Below are 15,988 nucleotides of genomic sequence, written 5' to 3' on the forward strand. Positions count from 1 at the left end.
ACGAATAAAAAACTAGATCCCCACTTTCACAAAAAGCCCGGGCGTAAACGGTACACCTCGCAGATACACCGCCCGGCCACTCGGAAGATTAGACACGTTACTGTTGGCCACATTATCGGCATTCGTAAGATTCAGTACAGAAGCACCCGCTTCTATATCAAGCTTTTCCATTCCGAAACGATAAAGTAAAGCCACATCCAAGCGGTTATAAGGAACGGTCTCCCCTCCTCCGAATTTCTGCGAAACCCGAAGGCCGGAACCGTAAACATAATTGGCTGAAAAATAGAATGGTCTAAAATCAAATACAGCCGCTGTTTTTAATTCGTGTAATTGATTATGTGGCGCATAATGATATTCGTTTCTAAATTCCGGATATCGTTCTTCTACTTTACTCAATGTATAAGCTACCCAAAAATCATGTTTCGAAATCTTTTTCTGAATATAGAAATCGATACCATATGCACGGCTAATGGCTTCGGCGTCAAAATGCCTTTTGTCTTCTGGAATGAAATAAGTTCGTTTCAGCCCGTCCGTCATTTTATAAAACCCCTCGGCACTAACGCTAAAGCCTTCTTGCCTATATGATAGACCCAAAGTATAATGCTCGCTACGCAAAACGGGATTATCAAGAATACCGTTCAGTTGCCAAGCGTAAAAAAAGTTCCGGAAATCATCGGCAAAAGCCACTTCTGAGATATATTGGCTATATATTCCCCATGAGGCGTTAACCCGCCAACTTAATTCCGGCTCCCAATACCCCGCTATTCGAGGCGACAAATATGCCTTTTTGGTATATGCCAAATAATCCCATTTTAAGCCAGGGCTTATTCCTATTTTCTCCCCGATTTTAATATCGTCTTTTATATAATAACTAAATCTAGATCCATTATTTTCCCGGCTTTCAGGTGTAGCGTCAGAGGCGTCGGCTACAAAGCTCGCAGTATTTCGAATAGCCTTTATTCCCGCAGTTAATCCGTGTCTCCCTAATACTGGCAACCTATGTTCCGCATAAATTGAAAACTCCTCAATTCCATTTTCTCTGACCGCTTCAAAAAACTTTAGAGCAGCATTTCTCGGGTTTTCTCGAATCTTATCGACAGCGTTTGTATTCAAACCCGAATAAGCAAAACCAACTTCACTCACACCGGCCCTGTGCCAATTCCGTACATAATTTCCCCCTATACCAAAACCTTTTTTATCCGTAAGATTCTCTCTTGATTCATTTCCTCTCCTTATCGGCCTTATGACCATGCTCTCGACCTTATCCTGATTCGCCAAAAGGCTAACGAAAAAATTGTCGCCATTATCCATTCGTCCTGAGAACTTCAAGTTCATATCCCGGAAATTAAAATCGGGTGTAAAGAAATCGCGATTGTCATCCGCCTCTTCCGCAAAAAGCTCATTCCAATCCACTATGTTATAATACGATTGTCTAAGAGCGAGTTGCAGAGCGTATTTTTCCGCAAAAGGGATATTCACCGACGCACTTACAGTTTGGCTATTGACGTTGGCCTGCGCACGGAACCGTTTGGCGTTTCCCATTTTACCCGACATCCGGATTACGCCTCCTACCCTATCCCCTTTATGCGGTTCATAACCCGCTTTTAATACCTCTACATCCTGGATCATCAACGGGTTTACGATACCTATTTCGTTACTGTGACTCGCCGCGCTGAAAAGCGGAATACCGTCAAAACTCAAAAGCGTATGACCGCGGTACCCGCCCCATACGCTATAGTCTGCGCTTTGTTCGGAAGCCGCGAGGATCCCTGGCTGTAATCGTAATAAATTGAAAAGCGTATTACTATTATTTCCTGGCAAGAAAGACGCTACTTGATGGTTCAATTTTATCAAAGCGGGTTTAGCACCTATATGAGCTTCGGCCAATTTTAAATCCGGTAATACTACAATTTCTTCCAACCCGATTAATGATGGCGTAAGCTCTATTTTCCGTTTGGTACCAGCCAATAAAAGCGTATCCAACATATAGTATCCCAAATAAGAGATCTCTAATCGTTCGCTTTCCGTTTCCGTCTTAAAAGAATAATGCCCGTTAACGTCAGTGGAATAGCCTTTTTCGCCTACACGTATACTCGAATAAGGCAACGGTTCACCGCTAATGCCATCCGTTACTTGGCCCGAAAAATAATAAGCTTTTCGGACAACCGTATCTTGTTTTATTTCCTCTGATTCTATTGTAGTTTCCAGCGGTTTTGCGAATAAAACAAAAACACTGTCGATTAAACGGTAGTCAAGCTGGCTTCCTTTTAACATAGATTGCACCGCGATTTCCGGGGAGGAATACGTGGCCGAATCGGAAACCAAATGTTTGGAAATCAACCGGTAATCATAGGAGCTTTGAACACCGTAGCGTTCATGAAAACTGTTCAGTATCCGACTCAATGGCTCCTTGTTTGCCTTTATGCTAACGCGTTGTGCTAAAGTGTTTTGTGAGATAAAAAACAAAGGCCATAAAACAAGAAAAACCTTAAACCCGGCAGGGCCTAAAGTCAGATGTAATCCGCTATGGATTCTTGAGAAAATAAACAAGCCGCATTGGCGCATAAGCGATTTTTCGTAAATGCGACAAGAAGTCCGGACACAGGCTACTGACCGTACCCGGACCAATCAGTAAACCTTATATCCATCCCTTGTCTTTTCGTATTTCAAATTCAAACTCAAACAAATCTTATCTAATACCTTTTCTACGGATTTGTCTTTACTAAAATAGCCTTCGTATAATAATTCCGATGATGTTTTTGAATTTATTTTTATCTGAACATCAAATTGGCGTTCGATTTCGGTTAACACAATATCTAATTTCCTTGATTTGAATACGAATTTGTTTTCTTTCCAACTTAAAGTTTCAGTAGCCGAGGCTTTCGAAATATGTCCGCGCAGGGTTTTATTATCCACTACAGCCAACTCGCCAGGGTTAATCACCATTCGTACATCCGATGAATTATTGGAAACCCGTACTTTTCCCGTTTTACAGAAAACTTTATATTCTTCACCCCGAGCGTAAATATTAAAACTGGTTCCCAAAATCTGCGTAACGCCTTTCTCGGACTCAATTCTAAAGTTTTTTCCTTTGGCTACATCAAAAAATGCCTCGCCTGCAAGATCTACTTTCCGGGAAATATTCCACCAATACGGATGATAAGCGATTTCGGTATCGGCGTTAAGCTCCACGCCGGATCCGTCCGGAAGTGTGTGCGTAAGGTGCTGGCCTTTTTTGGAATATACAGTAACCGTATAAAACCTGGCGAACAAACCGAAACCCAATAATAGTAACGCGCAGGCGGCCGCGGAATATTGAAGCCAAGACATCCGAACTACTTTCGCCTCTTTCTTGATTTTGGGAGTTTTATCGGCCACGGGCCCTTCCGCAGGCTTGTCCACGGTACGGGCGGCGATGCTCTCCCAAAGCTCATCCTCGCTCTGGTCAAAAGGGCTATCCAGCTCCTTAAAGAAATCTATATGCTCGTCGTTACGTTCCATGATTGATTGTCTTTCAGTTTTTTCAACGCCAGTCCCATTCTTTTTTCCACGGCTTTAACGCTGATTTCCAAGCATTCCGCTATGTCGCCGTACTTCATTCCGTCTTTTCGGCTCATCAGAAAAACCGTTCTTTCGTTTTCTGATAATCCAGCCAACGCCCTTTCACATTTTCTAAGCATCGCCTCTTTCTCTCCGTCGCCTTCCGAATTGTGTTTTAGCTTAAAAACCAATTCTTCGGTATAAGCGGCCTCTGTTTTTTCTTTCCTCACTCTATCAAGAAAAAGCTGGTTGGCGATTTTGTACAGTAAGGATTTCGTCTTCTCAGCGTCATATTCAAACTGTTTTTCCCATACCCGCACAAAGGTTTCTTGCGTAATGTCATCGGCCACGGCCGTGCTTCCAGACCGATAGTACAAATAATTCCGGACGGCCCGGGCGTGTGTTTGGTAACTGTATTTAAATTCCTCCCTTGTCAATGGCTGTTTTTTTATTGAGTAAAGGGCGATGAATATTTTAGGCTGTTTTCCGGACTTTATCCTACTCCAAAATTCCCTCTAAAACATATTTTTCAATCACCCCGGCAAATCACTCAAATCCAATAAACCGGATGCGGATGAAAGGTAGTAAAGATTACCGAAAAGTACCGTACCCGCACCCGGTGTATTGAATTATAAATACCGGATATAAGCGTTCAAATATTGGTTGTCCCACCCAAGTTTCTTTGCGCTTATACCCGGTTTGGAGTTAACGCTTCTTCTTACCCTTCTTTCCTTTTTTCGGACGATACTCTTCTCGCAAAGCCTTCATCTCTTCTTCATTATTTATCGTCTTTTCGCTTCCGTCTTTCAGTTTTACGGTTACCGGAAACTGTAAAGCGCCCTTCTCCTTTACCTCGGGATTCGCCTTGTGCCAATCACGAAGCTGTGACCAACCGTCTTCGTCGTTTATTGTGATTACAGAATTGTCAGGCATAGTGAACGATACCGGCAATACGAATTCGAAAGGCTTGTCTTTTTTCTCTTTTCCATATTCCTCCCGCAAAGCCTTCATTTCCTCTTCGTTATTCACGGTTTTTTGCGTTCCGTCTTTTGTGATTACCACTGTCACGGGATATTGCAATTCCGCTTTACCCTCGGCGTCAGGGTTTGCCTTGTGCCATTCGCGGATCTGAGACCAACCTTCCTCATCCTCAATTGTGATTACGGAATTGTCAGGCATTGTAAATGACACTGGCAACACGAATCGGAAAGGTTTTTTCTTTCTGTGCTTATCAAATTCCTGACGCAAAGCTTTCATCTCCTCCTCATTATTGATCGTTCTCTCGCTTCCGTCTTTCTTGATAATTACCGTAACAGGGAATTGCAAAGCTGGCTTTCCTTCAGCATCAGGATTTTCGTCACGCCATGTACGTAATTGCGCCCAATCTTCTTTTGTCTCGATGGTGATTACCGATCCGTCAGGCATATCAAACGAGACTGGCAATACAAAGTGGAAAGCCCTGTGGTGTCTGCCCTTGTGGGAACGTCCCTCGGCGAATTCCTTGCGCAAAGCCTTCATCTCCTCCTCATTATTGATAGTTTTTACGCTACCGTCTTCAAAAGTCACGTCAACCGGAAACTGCAAAGTAGCTCTTTCTTTCACGTCCGGATTGGCCTTGTACCATTCCTTGATCGCTTTCCAGCCTTCCTCGTCCTCTACCGTCACCGTGGAGCCGTCAGGCATTGTAAAAGTGACTGGCAACACCAACTCAAACGCCTTATCCTTATCTCCTTCGCCTTCTCCGTGCTTGCGTCTTTTCTTCTCCCTGCCTTCACCCGTCAAAAGTTCCCGGCCACTGATGTCGAAATAAGCTTTGTTTTCAGCTCCAGCTTCACTGCCCCAGCCTTTTCGCAATGAAACTTCATAACCCAAATCCGCCGCCATCATGGCTTTTTCAGAATAGCTGTCCGAATAATCCTCTTCCAATACATCCTGCGAGACCGTAGGCAATTCGGAAAGGTTAACTTCCGACTTTTGGCCGGCACCTTGGATGGCTTGGATCAAGGCCTCGTCGCCTGTCAGCATATCATCCATTTCGACATTGTCCATATCGCAAGAGGTGACCAAAAAAACGGCGACCAACATGCCCAATAAATAAATTGAAGGTTTTACGAGATTTTTCATATTGCACTACAATTTTGATGTTCTTTGATTGTAGTACCGGATGAGATTTTAGAAAACCCTACCAAGGAGTGAAAAAGAATTCAAAAAAATCATAAAAACAGAGCCCTTGAAAAGATAAAATAAATTACAATGAATTGATTAACAATGCCTTGAGGTTGGTTGATTCTTTCTGATTTTATTTCAAAAAATAAAATAGCAACTAAAATATAGTGGCTGTTTCTGTGTTAATTCTTCCCTATTTAAAAAAATCCGGACAGGTTTTGCTCTGTCCGGATCGATAAATCCTTATTATTTCTTCACTGGCTGAAGAACGAATTTCCTAACACGGAACTTACCGTTAACGATTTTGCCTTTTACATCCGCTTTACGAACAGTTTTGCAAAATCCGTCGGCCGCATGCGAATCGCCGTGTTTATGGATATCCGTTCCTTCCACAAAGTAGGCCTTTCCGTCAATTTTAACGGCCAACGCACACTTTTTTCCTTCCATTCCAAAGTTACAAGTACCGCAGGAAGCTTCCACACCCGTTTTCTCAATCTTCACGTTCTTCTTCTTTTGAGCGAAAGCCACTGTCACAAAAAGACTAAGCATCAATGCGGTCAATACATTTTTCATAATCGTTCTTTTTATTCCTAAGATATTTAAGTCTGGATTATACTTCCATTTTTTTCAGAATCACCAAATATCTATTAGTCGGTGTAAGCTCTTGTCTTGTTCAAAACGTATCTTGCAAGGCTATATTTTGAATCTGGAAAATGGAGAACTGGTCAAACATCGCCTATTTCCGCCTATAAATTCGATATAGTCATGTAAATTTTAAAACGGCAGAAAATCGATAGAGAAATGATCGCAGGGTTTTTAATGATAAGCGAGGACACACTGGAGTCCCTTATGCCACTCGGTCCCAAAGATTTATCCGATAGAATAATCGAGATCGAAGAGAATCCTGAAAACGAGAATATGGATATCGATAAACTCTGGGATATTCTGCACGCATTTCTCACGGGTGTTTCGGCCTCTAAACCCATTGAAGGCGACAGGTTAAGTGAAGCCATTGTGGGAACCCATCCGTTTTCTTATGAAAGCCACGCCGATTTTATCACATGCACTGAACACGACGAACTACCGGAAATTATCCATTCGATGGAATATTTCGATTGGGAGGTGCGAAAGAAAGAATTCAATCTGAAGGAATTCGGAAGAAAAAGAATTTACCCTACCGGAATCTGTAAGGAGGATCCCAAAGCTTTGATTCCGGAAATGGAAAAGCCTTTCGATCGATTCTCGAATTCTATAAGAAAGCGCTACGTCAAGAACGGCATATAATTGTCAGTATTCTGTAAACTATATACGTATTGGCCTACGAACCTTTCTAAGGTAGCTTCTTGTAAATCTGAATTTTCCGGTTCTGTAGCCTGAGGATATGAAAAACTTAAAATCTATTTCCCAATGGCATTTTTCCGCAACATTTTAATATTCAATGACAAACATTGTGATATGTCATAGGATATCCATATAGTCTCATGTAGACCTTATATCAGGGCCTGTTCATAAAGCGTCTGAGAAAATAGGAGCTTACCACCATGAATTGCAATTTTGAATTACCACAAACAAACTTGCGGTTGATGGATAAGCTCCCAAAAAAACGAAATTAATCAATACTACCTCCAGTTACAACTAAGCCTTGTAGACCACAGGAACGCCAAGGGGAAGAAGCACGAACTGGCTTTTGTCGTACTGTGCTTTATGCTTGCCGTATTCAGGAGCGGAGGAAAACTCAATTTCTCACAGATTCACCGCTCAATGAAAAGGGATCACGATTATTGGCGGGATTTCACAGGTGGTAAAAGTAAGTGTTGTGTGAGCCGTGTTCAACTCCGAAGAATCCTGAAGGATACAGATATACAGGGACTTAAGGCGGTTGCTGAAACCACTTTTAACGCAAACGAAACTATAGATCCGCAAGCTCTTCAATGGTTTTCGATTGACGGTAAAGAACTCCGGGGGAGTATCGACAAATCCTCAGGGGACAAACGCGGGGAAAGCGTGGTTCTGGTTACCGCGCAAGAAGATAAAACCAGCAAGGTTGTAGGCTACTATTCGGGTACCAAAGACTCCGAGCGGGGTATTGTCGACGAATATTTTGAAACTCAATCCGGTCTTTCGGGAACGGCTTATACGATGGATGCCCTTCACAATAATTCCGGGTTACTGGAGGGAATCCATGGAAAACGGGGCGTCTACCTTTCACAAATAAAAGGGAACCAGAAAATACTCCGTGAAGACCTTCGAGACATGGAGCGGAGATCAGAATGTTTGGATTATAAAAAGACCGTCGAAAAGGGCCATGGCAGGATCGAAACAAGAATATACCGGACCTACCCGGTGGAAACGGGATGCTTGGAGCGTCGCTGGTCGAATACGGGGATGAGCTGCTTCATACGGGTAGACCGTACCCGTAAAGTCGTTAAAACAGGAAAAACATCAAGCGAGACATCATACTACGTCAGCAATATAAATACCGGTCTTATTGATCAATACAACTTGCCTAACGCCGTAAGGGGACACTGGTCCGTAGAGGCAAACAATAATATGAGGGATACGAACTTCGGAGAGGACGGGTTAAGGAGCCTTGTCTCTGGTATACAGCAAAGTGTTTCATGTATTTTGACTGCTGTAATGAATATTTTGATCCAAAGGAACGCTGGTGAAAATATGAATGAAATGCGAGAGGAGATCGTAGCAGATATAAATTCTATTCACCAATATTTTAATAGATAGACCTTTATGAACAAGCCCTGGACCTTATATCGACGTGAATCATTTTATCATGATTTTCCGTATCTTTACGGTAAGTGAGGAAATGGACTAAAATATCGCTCTCCGTTACGCTTGCCCTGTATGTCATTATGGCTACGGTGGGAGCTAACATGTACACCCACATTTGCGGAATGTCGGGAGCAGAAACCTCAGTTTACACACAAAACTTCGGATGTTGCTCGGAATCAGAGCCGGAAACTACAAGCGAAGAGCCCGAATTTTGCCAGCCAAAATGCTGCCATCTCAGCCAACAATACTTGGCGGCGGAGTTTCAATATTTCGAGCATCCGCAGATCTCGAAGGTCCCTTCGCCAAACATTCTGAGTCCGATCGCCCCACTCGCTGACCATCTTCCGGCGCTTGGATTCCACACTAAATACATCACCGGATTTGGCGGGAAATCACCGCCTCCCCCCCTTTACGGCCGAATTGCGCTCAGCCGTTTTTGCGTGCTTTTGATTTGAAAAACGTTGGCGTCGGCCTAGTGCCGCACACCCGATTCCCCTTTGTTCAAAAATAAAGGGGCAACGTTTATTTTTATCAAATCGAAAAATACGTCACGATTATGCGTGACGGCACTATACGCAATGAAAAACTATATTTTATTTGGCATAATCATATTATGCGGACTGTTTGGGATGAAAGCGAAAGCCCAAACCGCACAGAAAAAAGTCCTTGTAACCGTAACGGACCAAGCCGGCGAAACCCTTCCGGGCGCCAATGTCATCATTTTGGGAAAAGACAAAGGCTTGGCAACCGACCTGAACGGCAGAGCCCAACTTTCTGGAATCTCCGCCGGCGACACTATCCAAGTGAGCTTTACGGGGTTCTCACCTACGAAAAAAGTCTTCGCCGGACAATCCAGCGTTACGATCGCCCTTCAGGAAGGTGTTGAGTTGGAAACTGTTGAAGTAAAAGGCGGATCCAAATTCGTGGATACCAAGACCCTGACCCAGTCGGAATATATCACCGCCGAGGAGCTTAAGCACGCAGCCTGCTGTAATCTTTCCGAAAGTTTCGAAACCAACGCTTCCGTTGACGTATCGCAAAGCGACGCGGCTACGGGCGCCAAACAGATCCGCTTTCTCGGGCTATCGGGCAAATACACGCAAATTCAGGTTGACAATATCCCGACTATCCGCGGGCTAAATTCCGCTTACGGCCTTACTTATGTTCCGGGAACTTGGGTGGCGGGAATCGACGTGAACAAAGGCGCCGGATCCATCACCAACGGTTACGAATCGATGACCGGGCAGATTAACGTCCGTTTGCTTCAGCCGGACAAAACGGAAAAACTGTACCTCAACGCCTACGGCAACAGCCTCGGGCGCGCCGAGCTGAACGTTCATACAGGACACAAGATCAACGACAAGTGGAGCTCGTCGCTTTTGGTACACGGCAATATTTTGGAAAGCGAAATCGACCGCAACGATGACGGCTTCCTCGACGCTCCGAAGTCCAAGCAAATCAACGTGCTGAACCGCTGGAAATACGAAGGCGACAAGGTAATGGGCAATTGGGGCGTACAGGTAATGGCCGACAGCAAACTTGGTGGACAAAAGGGCTTTTCCCGTGATGACGACAACAAGACATCCCAACTTTACGGAATCGGCGTAGACACCAAAAAGATTGATTTCTTCGGCAAAAACGGCTTCAACCAACTTGGCGGAACCTCCGACAACTTGGCCGTATTCTACTCGGTTTCTTATATGGACGTAGACAGCTACTACGGACGCCGCGACTATTCCGGCCAACAGCTTTCGGCGTATTTCAACAGCCTTTACCTTACGCAAATCGGTTCGGACAGGCATAAAATCGCTACGGGAACCAGCCTGACTTTCGACAAATTCGACGAAGAACTCGACCGCTTGGATCCGCAACTGAACAGGTACGATTGGTCCAGAAACGAAACCGTAGTAGGAGCATTCTTCGAATACACAGGCAAATTCACCGATCGCCTGACCGGTATGGCCAGCGCCCGCTACGACTACAATTCCATCTACGACGGGCAGTTCACCCCGCGTTTCCACTTAAAGTACGAAATCAAAGACGGTACAGTCTTGAGAGCCAGCGCCGGCAAGGGCGTTCGCACACCGAATCCCGTTGCGGAAAACACACGTTTCCTCGTATCAAACCGGGAAGTGTATATGGATGAAAACCTTGACCAGGAGGTGTCATGGAATTACGGAGTCAGCTTCCAACACGAGTTTTACCTCTTCGACCGAAAGGCTTCGTTCGTAACGGATTATTACTACACGCATTTCAACAACAAGCTGATTGTGGATATGGACACCGATCCGAACAAGGTATTCTTCCAAAACCTTGACGGATCCGCCTACGCCCACAGCTTTCAGGCCGAATTGTCTTTCGAGCCTTTGTCTGGTCTAAGCGCCAGCACGGCTTACAAACTATATGACGTGCGCCAAACGATAAACGGCGATCTTCAGCAAATGCCGCTCGTGCCACGCCACCGTTTCTTCCTGAACCTTGGCTACGAGACTGTTAACGAGAAATGGCGCTTTGACTGGACCGGCCATTTCTTCGGCGAAAAAAGAATGCCCCATACGGAAAACAAACCCACTGAATACCAGCAAGACGAATACTCGCCGGCCTTCTTTACGATGCATGCGCAGGCCAGCTATAAATTCTCGGACAAACTGGAAATCTATGTAGGTGGAGAGAACTTAGGAAACTATACGCAGGACGATCCGGTAATCGCTCCGGGCGATCCGTTCGGCGAAAACTTCGACGCCTCCATGAACTGGGGGCCTGTAATCGGGACCATGATCTATACCGGCATCCGCTGGAACGTGCTCTAATCTGAGCGAATAAAAAAATTCGGACGGCAAAGCCCACCTTCGCCGTTTCGAAACCCCGGGGAACCTTGCCCATATGGTTCCCCGGTTTTTTATTTTATGGGGATTAAACGAAAGGAACCTGTTCGGTCTCCTAACGTTTTTTCCATTAAACGTTTACCTTATTTCCGTCTTCCTCCAGTGTCCAGCGGTATCTGTCCACTTCAAATTTCATCCCTTTGGTTCCGCTTTGGTAATGTGGCTTTTTATATAAAAATTCATAGGGAGTATAAATAGTGGGGCAATCTGGATTATCCTCTTTTAGCTTCGCAAAATCTTTCCAGTGTTGGTCGTATCTACGGATTGCCTCGGCAATGGCTTGCTTGTCATATATGCCAGTCTCGTCCCCTTCCATTCCTTTCAATAAAATGGTCCAGCCTTCGGCTATAATCCTATATTTGATCAAACCGTACACCGCCGACACCTTGAAGAATTTGTCATTGGCTTCGTTATCGGATTTAATCTTATTAGAAAGACTGACGATATTTTCCCAAATAGCCAAACACTCTCGCTTCTCGGCCAAAACCTTTTCGGTATTTCCTTCCTTATGGATTTTTTTCAATTCTTTCACTAAACGATTTCCGCCCATAAACTGATCGCGAAGCCACCATGGCGAAATGTTCTGGACAAGGCTGTTATGCCCACGGATCACGCCTTTCGGGCTGAGCAAACACATTTCTCTGAAGTTCTTACGACTGTCTTCGTCGTGTATCCCGATTTTGGTCATATATTCCCCAAAGATCTCTTCCTCACTGCGTGAGGTGTCATTTGCCCAAGCGCTCAGCACATAAGCGTTAAGTTCTGGCCAGATCTCGTTTTCGATATAAGGCCCAACCCATCCGCCACCGCGTGACCAAGTCCATACTCCCTTAAAAATTGGATTATTCAGTAAATCCTTAAGCGAAGAAGGCGAATAATCCGATTTTCCATATTCTTCAAACCCTTCAATTACTCCTTTCGCTATATAATTCGGGTGCGTTCCTTTTCCTTCATATTCGCGCTGGCATTGTATCTCTACAATCTGCTGGTGTTTTCCGATTCCGATCGTCTTATTGTATGGAGTACCACGGTGAAAATCACCATTTTGATGTTTTATCGAAAAAAAGAGTTTTTCATGAGGCTCCACTTTGTCGGTCACATCCAAATACTCTTCCGGACGACTGTGAAGATACCCCCACGTCCGGTAGACTAGCGTTTTGTCTCTCTTCTCGCAAAGCTCTTCCCTGAACATGTTTATAAGGCGGGTCTGTAGCACGTTTTTCTTTTTCCCTGGCTTCCAACTTCCCTTATATGGGCCATTTCCCGTGTGATAAGGAATATTAGTCAAGTAAGTTTCCCCCGTACGGACTACAAAACCGTCCAAGTCAGGAAAACGCTTAAAGATGGCGTTAATCATATAACGGTAAATCTCCCAAGTCTTTTCCTTATCGAAAGTCACTCTGCCCTGATCGTCGCAGATTTCATCTTTGTAAAGCTCCACTAGGGTCTTCGGAAAAACCAAGACATCTGGCTGGCATAAAAATTTGATTCCGGCTTTGTGCGCTTTTTTCAAACGTTGGTCAAAAGCGGTCGCTTTATCTTCCACCCATTTACGGCCCTCGCTTCCTTCCGGAAAGATCCGTTTATCGAAATCGTCCCAAGTAATCAGGGTCTGGACAAAAACATAATCGGTAAGAACCTGGCCATCATAACCAAACGAAGCCAGTTTTTCCGGATCCATAAACGAAGTGTTCGTCATTGCCTCACCCGGATTGTGCTGAACTTGGTCGATAATCAAGGGCAGTTTGTTGGGGTTCTCCGTTTCGCAAGCCAAAAACAACATGGCCACAAGGCCAAGCCATACGGCGTTAAGCTTTTTCATACTGAATAAATAAATGTGTGCGTAAAATTTAAAAAATAGGCGCAACAGGTCTCCGGCGAGAAAAGAGACGCTAAAATGGCGAGATAGACCTATTTACCGACTTGTGTACGAGTCAGTAGTGTTAATATAGTTGATTCATATATAAAATATGCGTTTCAGGAAATAAACTACATTCTCAAACACATTGAAAATATAATTCAGACATCATCCTCTAAATTATTCTGAGTAAAAGACAATCACACACCTAAGTTGCTTGCGCGCTGCGTTCTGGATCGGTGATTCCCAATTCCCGTTTACGCTCTTCTAATAGACTCTGAAGGTTTCCAACCCCAAACCCAGAAAAGGCTTTCCTCATCGCTTCCCAATTTGCTTTAAAGGCCTGAATTTCCTCCATCACTATTCCTTGAACGTTCGAAAAAGTTGTCAACTCGCCCAATAGTTCCGGGCGCTCGTACATCCGCAATAAGGCTTCCACTAATCCCGTCATCAGGATATTTACTTGGTGCGAGTCAAAATGCGCTTCGGGGAGTCTATGCTTACGCCGAATATCAGGCGCTTCAAAAAGTCGATGTCCTTGCCCTGATTCAAAAGACGATAATAGACTAGTATATAAAATTTCCATATTTCGGGCCGAATCCCCAAGCGCTGTCTTCACAGATGTGGCGCTACTACCAGAGTTTAGCAAAAGACCTCGCAACCTACCCAAGTCCGCCATCGGGTAATCCGGTCTTGGTAGATTGAGTGCCAGTTTGCTGAAAAAATCCATCCCACCCAATGACAGTCCTTGGTCAATCCCCGTAACGGTATCTGTGTCCTTATCATACAAAATATTGTCTGCGCTCAGCACTTTTCCCATTCGGTCGAAATTCCCTAACAATAAATCATAAGCGACCAATTCACCTACGGCGGCCAGATGATTTGGAGACCTCATAAATGTACCGTAATCCTCATCGCTCAACGATGAGAGAGTTTCACCAGGCCCGACTTCCATCATTATCATACGCTTCTGTTCCTCCTCAATTCGGTGGGGAGTCAAAAGGAATTTCAGGTTCCCGCTTATAGAACGATGTTGTTTATGCTCAACCATCCACTCCAATTCGTCCCGTTTAATCATTCTGGCTTTCGGAGCCCGTACACGATGCCCCATGTAGTGAATGAAATTTGAGGCGAATACTTCATTTTTTCCTCGGGGTAGCCAACATCGGTCATTATGCCATTTCACGACATGAGTCGGATCGCCTTCATGTGGCCACATAAAAAGAACCGTTCCTTGCTGACCGCCGGGCAAAAGCTGCCGTTCCGTCTTAAAGTCCTGATAACGAACACCCAAATTCTCATCAAATGACTCTTTAACGGATCTTCCCCCCATTCCAGCCCGTACTATAGGCCCGTGTCCAGAGGGAATGGAAGTTGCTCCTCCGCCTCTTCGCTCCTCTACGGTCTGTTTCAGAGAGGTCCCCTTGGGTAAAGTAATATCATCGAATTCGTCAAAATAATCGTCGGCGGTTTTTCCTTTGGAGTCTACACGGGGCGGATTACTCGGCGGGTCGAACGGCCGTCTAACCACTTCTGTCCTTGTCGGCTCGATTTTTATTAACAAATCTCCGGACACCTTATAGCCTGAAGGGACTGTCCCCGACTCTTTCCAAGATTTTAGCGCTTCCGCATATTCCGTATCTATTGGAGCATGGCTAAACTTAGGCTTCGAGCTCCTAAACCAGCTGAACATCGCTTGGGCGGTCTGGGCCTGACTTCCCGTAACTCTCCGGTGCTTTTGCCGAGACTTATTGGCCCACATACTTTCCTATTTCTCCAAAGCGATATTCCACTCAAAAGAAACGTCCTATAATTCTTCTTGTTCGTGCGATTCTGATTTAGAAAAACAGCTTCTAAACTTCTATATTATAACTCAAAAACAGTATTCTGACGGAAAAGAATTATTATTGTCTTCAATAGAAATTTCATTTCGTGGCCATAAGTAAATACTGATGTCGAGACTATTATTAACCTTCTTGATGACTGGGTTATTTTTTACAAACCCGGCAAAAGCGCAAAAAATTGACAATATAAAAGTCAATAAACACATCGAGCTAATACATTTGCGCGATTCAGTATTTACGCACGTATCATGGCATAAAACCGAGAGTTTCGGCTTTTTCCCGGCAAACGGATTACTTGTGGTAAGGAACGGAAGAGGATTATTAATCGACACGCCGATGGATATTCAAAAGACAAAAGAATTGGTCGAATATGTCGAAAACAAGATGGGGATAAAAGTCGAAAAGTTTATAGCGGGCCATTATCACGACGATTGCATCGGAGGGTTGGAGTATTTGCAACAAAAAGAAATCCCGTCGATCGCCAACCGAATGACGGTGGCCAAATGTAAAGAGGAAGGCTTTCCGGTTCCCGACCAGTCATTTACAAAGAAAATGGCCTTCGACTTTTACGGAACGCCTATCGAATGTCGCTATCTCGGCGGTGGACATACGGCTGACAACATCGTGGTTTATATCCCGAATTCAAAAGTGCTGTTCGGCGGATGCCTGATAAAATCGGCTCAAGCAAAAGGCATAGGGAATACCGCCGACGCTGTGTTGGGCAAATGGGGATCAACGGTAAAGCGTGTACAAAAACGCTATTCTAAGGCGGAAATAATCGTGCCCGGACACGGAAAGCACGGAGGACATGACACGTTTACAAATACGATCCGGCTTATTGAGGCAAACCAGCCAAAATAAGAATGCCTTTCCAAAAACCGGAAAAGCTATAAACAATGCGATTATCG

General features: G+C 44.5%; 12 protein-coding genes. 5 read left to right on the top strand and 7 right to left on the bottom strand.

Features of this window, described 5'->3' with window-relative positions:
* Positions 1 to 12: 12 nt before the first annotated feature.
* The 5 genes from AABK39_RS23725 to AABK39_RS23745 all read right to left on the bottom strand — a co-directional run bounded on the left by AABK39_RS23725 (position 13) and on the right by AABK39_RS23745 (position 6,279).
* The gene (locus tag AABK39_RS23725; RefSeq protein ID WP_338395712.1) at positions 13 to 2,403 is read right to left on the bottom strand and encodes a TonB-dependent receptor; all 2,391 of its coding nucleotides are present in this window, start codon (positions 2,401 to 2,403) and stop codon (positions 13 to 15) included.
* 225 nt (positions 2,404 to 2,628) lie between these two features.
* The gene (locus AABK39_RS23730; protein ID WP_338395713.1) at positions 2,629 to 3,501 is read right to left on the bottom strand and encodes a FecR family protein; all 873 of its coding nucleotides are present in this window, start codon (positions 3,499 to 3,501) and stop codon (positions 2,629 to 2,631) included.
* Positions 3,477 to 3,977 (bottom strand): RNA polymerase sigma factor, encoded by a 501-nt coding sequence (locus AABK39_RS23735; protein ID WP_338395714.1) that lies wholly within the window; start codon positions 3,975 to 3,977, stop codon positions 3,477 to 3,479. The genes AABK39_RS23730 and AABK39_RS23735 overlap by 25 nt, the downstream gene beginning before the upstream one ends.
* 268 nt (positions 3,978 to 4,245) lie before the next feature.
* Entirely contained in the window at positions 4,246 to 5,664 is a 1,419-nt protein-coding gene (locus AABK39_RS23740; protein WP_338395715.1) for a hypothetical protein, read from the bottom strand.
* A gap of 288 nt (positions 5,665 to 5,952) precedes the next feature.
* Positions 5,953 to 6,279 (bottom strand): DUF6370 family protein, encoded by a 327-nt coding sequence (locus AABK39_RS23745; RefSeq protein WP_338395716.1) that lies wholly within the window; start codon positions 6,277 to 6,279, stop codon positions 5,953 to 5,955.
* 228 nt (positions 6,280 to 6,507) lie between these two features.
* Here AABK39_RS23745 and AABK39_RS23750 point away from each other — a divergent pair, with 228 nt between their 5' ends.
* The 4 genes from AABK39_RS23750 (at position 6,508) to AABK39_RS23765 (ending at position 11,303) form a co-directional block, all read left to right on the top strand.
* Entirely contained in the window at positions 6,508 to 6,990 is a 483-nt protein-coding gene (locus AABK39_RS23750) for a DUF1877 family protein (protein ID WP_338395717.1), read from the top strand.
* Between the two features lie 420 nt (positions 6,991 to 7,410).
* Positions 7,411 to 8,445: an ISAs1 family transposase gene (locus AABK39_RS23755; protein WP_338391371.1), complete on the top strand. Its 1,035-nt coding sequence runs from the start codon at positions 7,411 to 7,413 to the stop codon at positions 8,443 to 8,445.
* A 74-nt stretch (positions 8,446 to 8,519) separates the two neighbouring features.
* The gene (locus AABK39_RS23760) at positions 8,520 to 8,948 is read left to right on the top strand and encodes a hypothetical protein (RefSeq protein ID WP_338395718.1); all 429 of its coding nucleotides are present in this window, start codon (positions 8,520 to 8,522) and stop codon (positions 8,946 to 8,948) included.
* 174 nt (positions 8,949 to 9,122) lie between these two features.
* Entirely contained in the window at positions 9,123 to 11,303 is a 2,181-nt protein-coding gene (locus tag AABK39_RS23765; RefSeq protein ID WP_338395719.1) for a TonB-dependent receptor, read from the top strand.
* A 145-nt stretch (positions 11,304 to 11,448) separates the two neighbouring features.
* On the opposite strand, the gene AABK39_RS23770 is transcribed toward AABK39_RS23765, so the two are convergent.
* Both AABK39_RS23770 and AABK39_RS23775 read right to left on the bottom strand, forming a co-directional pair.
* Positions 11,449 to 13,200 (bottom strand): hypothetical protein, encoded by a 1,752-nt coding sequence (locus AABK39_RS23770; RefSeq protein ID WP_338395720.1) that lies wholly within the window; start codon positions 13,198 to 13,200, stop codon positions 11,449 to 11,451.
* Between the two features lie 244 nt (positions 13,201 to 13,444).
* Positions 13,445 to 14,998, bottom strand: a complete 1,554-nt coding sequence (locus tag AABK39_RS23775; RefSeq protein ID WP_338395721.1) for a protein kinase family protein — start codon at positions 14,996 to 14,998, stop codon at positions 13,445 to 13,447.
* A gap of 190 nt (positions 14,999 to 15,188) precedes the next feature.
* Between AABK39_RS23775 and bla the strand changes: the two genes are divergently transcribed.
* The gene (gene bla / locus AABK39_RS23780; RefSeq protein WP_338395722.1) at positions 15,189 to 15,941 is read left to right on the top strand and encodes a subclass B1 metallo-beta-lactamase; all 753 of its coding nucleotides are present in this window, start codon (positions 15,189 to 15,191) and stop codon (positions 15,939 to 15,941) included.
* Positions 15,942 to 15,988: the final 47 nt, after the last annotated feature.

Source organism: Fulvitalea axinellae (genome assembly GCF_036492835.1).
Lineage (GTDB): Bacteria > Bacteroidota > Bacteroidia > Cytophagales > Cyclobacteriaceae > Fulvitalea > Fulvitalea axinellae.

Coding starts and splice junctions, on each gene's coding strand:
- AABK39_RS23770 (WP_338395720.1), bottom strand. CDS start 13,200: ATGAAAAAGCTTAACGCCGTATGGCTTGGCCTTGTGGCCATGTTGTTT.
- AABK39_RS23730 (WP_338395713.1), bottom strand. CDS start 3,501: ATGGAACGTAACGACGAGCATATAGATTTCTTTAAGGAGCTGGATAGC.
- AABK39_RS23775 (WP_338395721.1), bottom strand. CDS start 14,998: ATGTGGGCCAATAAGTCTCGGCAAAAGCACCGGAGAGTTACGGGAAGT.
- AABK39_RS23755 (WP_338391371.1), top strand. CDS start 7,411: ATGCTTGCCGTATTCAGGAGCGGAGGAAAACTCAATTTCTCACAGATT.
- AABK39_RS23765 (WP_338395719.1), top strand. CDS start 9,123: ATGAAAGCGAAAGCCCAAACCGCACAGAAAAAAGTCCTTGTAACCGTA.
- AABK39_RS23740 (WP_338395715.1), bottom strand. CDS start 5,664: ATGAAAAATCTCGTAAAACCTTCAATTTATTTATTGGGCATGTTGGTC.
- AABK39_RS23745 (WP_338395716.1), bottom strand. CDS start 6,279: ATGAAAAATGTATTGACCGCATTGATGCTTAGTCTTTTTGTGACAGTG.
- bla (WP_338395722.1), top strand. CDS start 15,189: ATGTCGAGACTATTATTAACCTTCTTGATGACTGGGTTATTTTTTACA.
- AABK39_RS23750 (WP_338395717.1), top strand. CDS start 6,508: ATGATCGCAGGGTTTTTAATGATAAGCGAGGACACACTGGAGTCCCTT.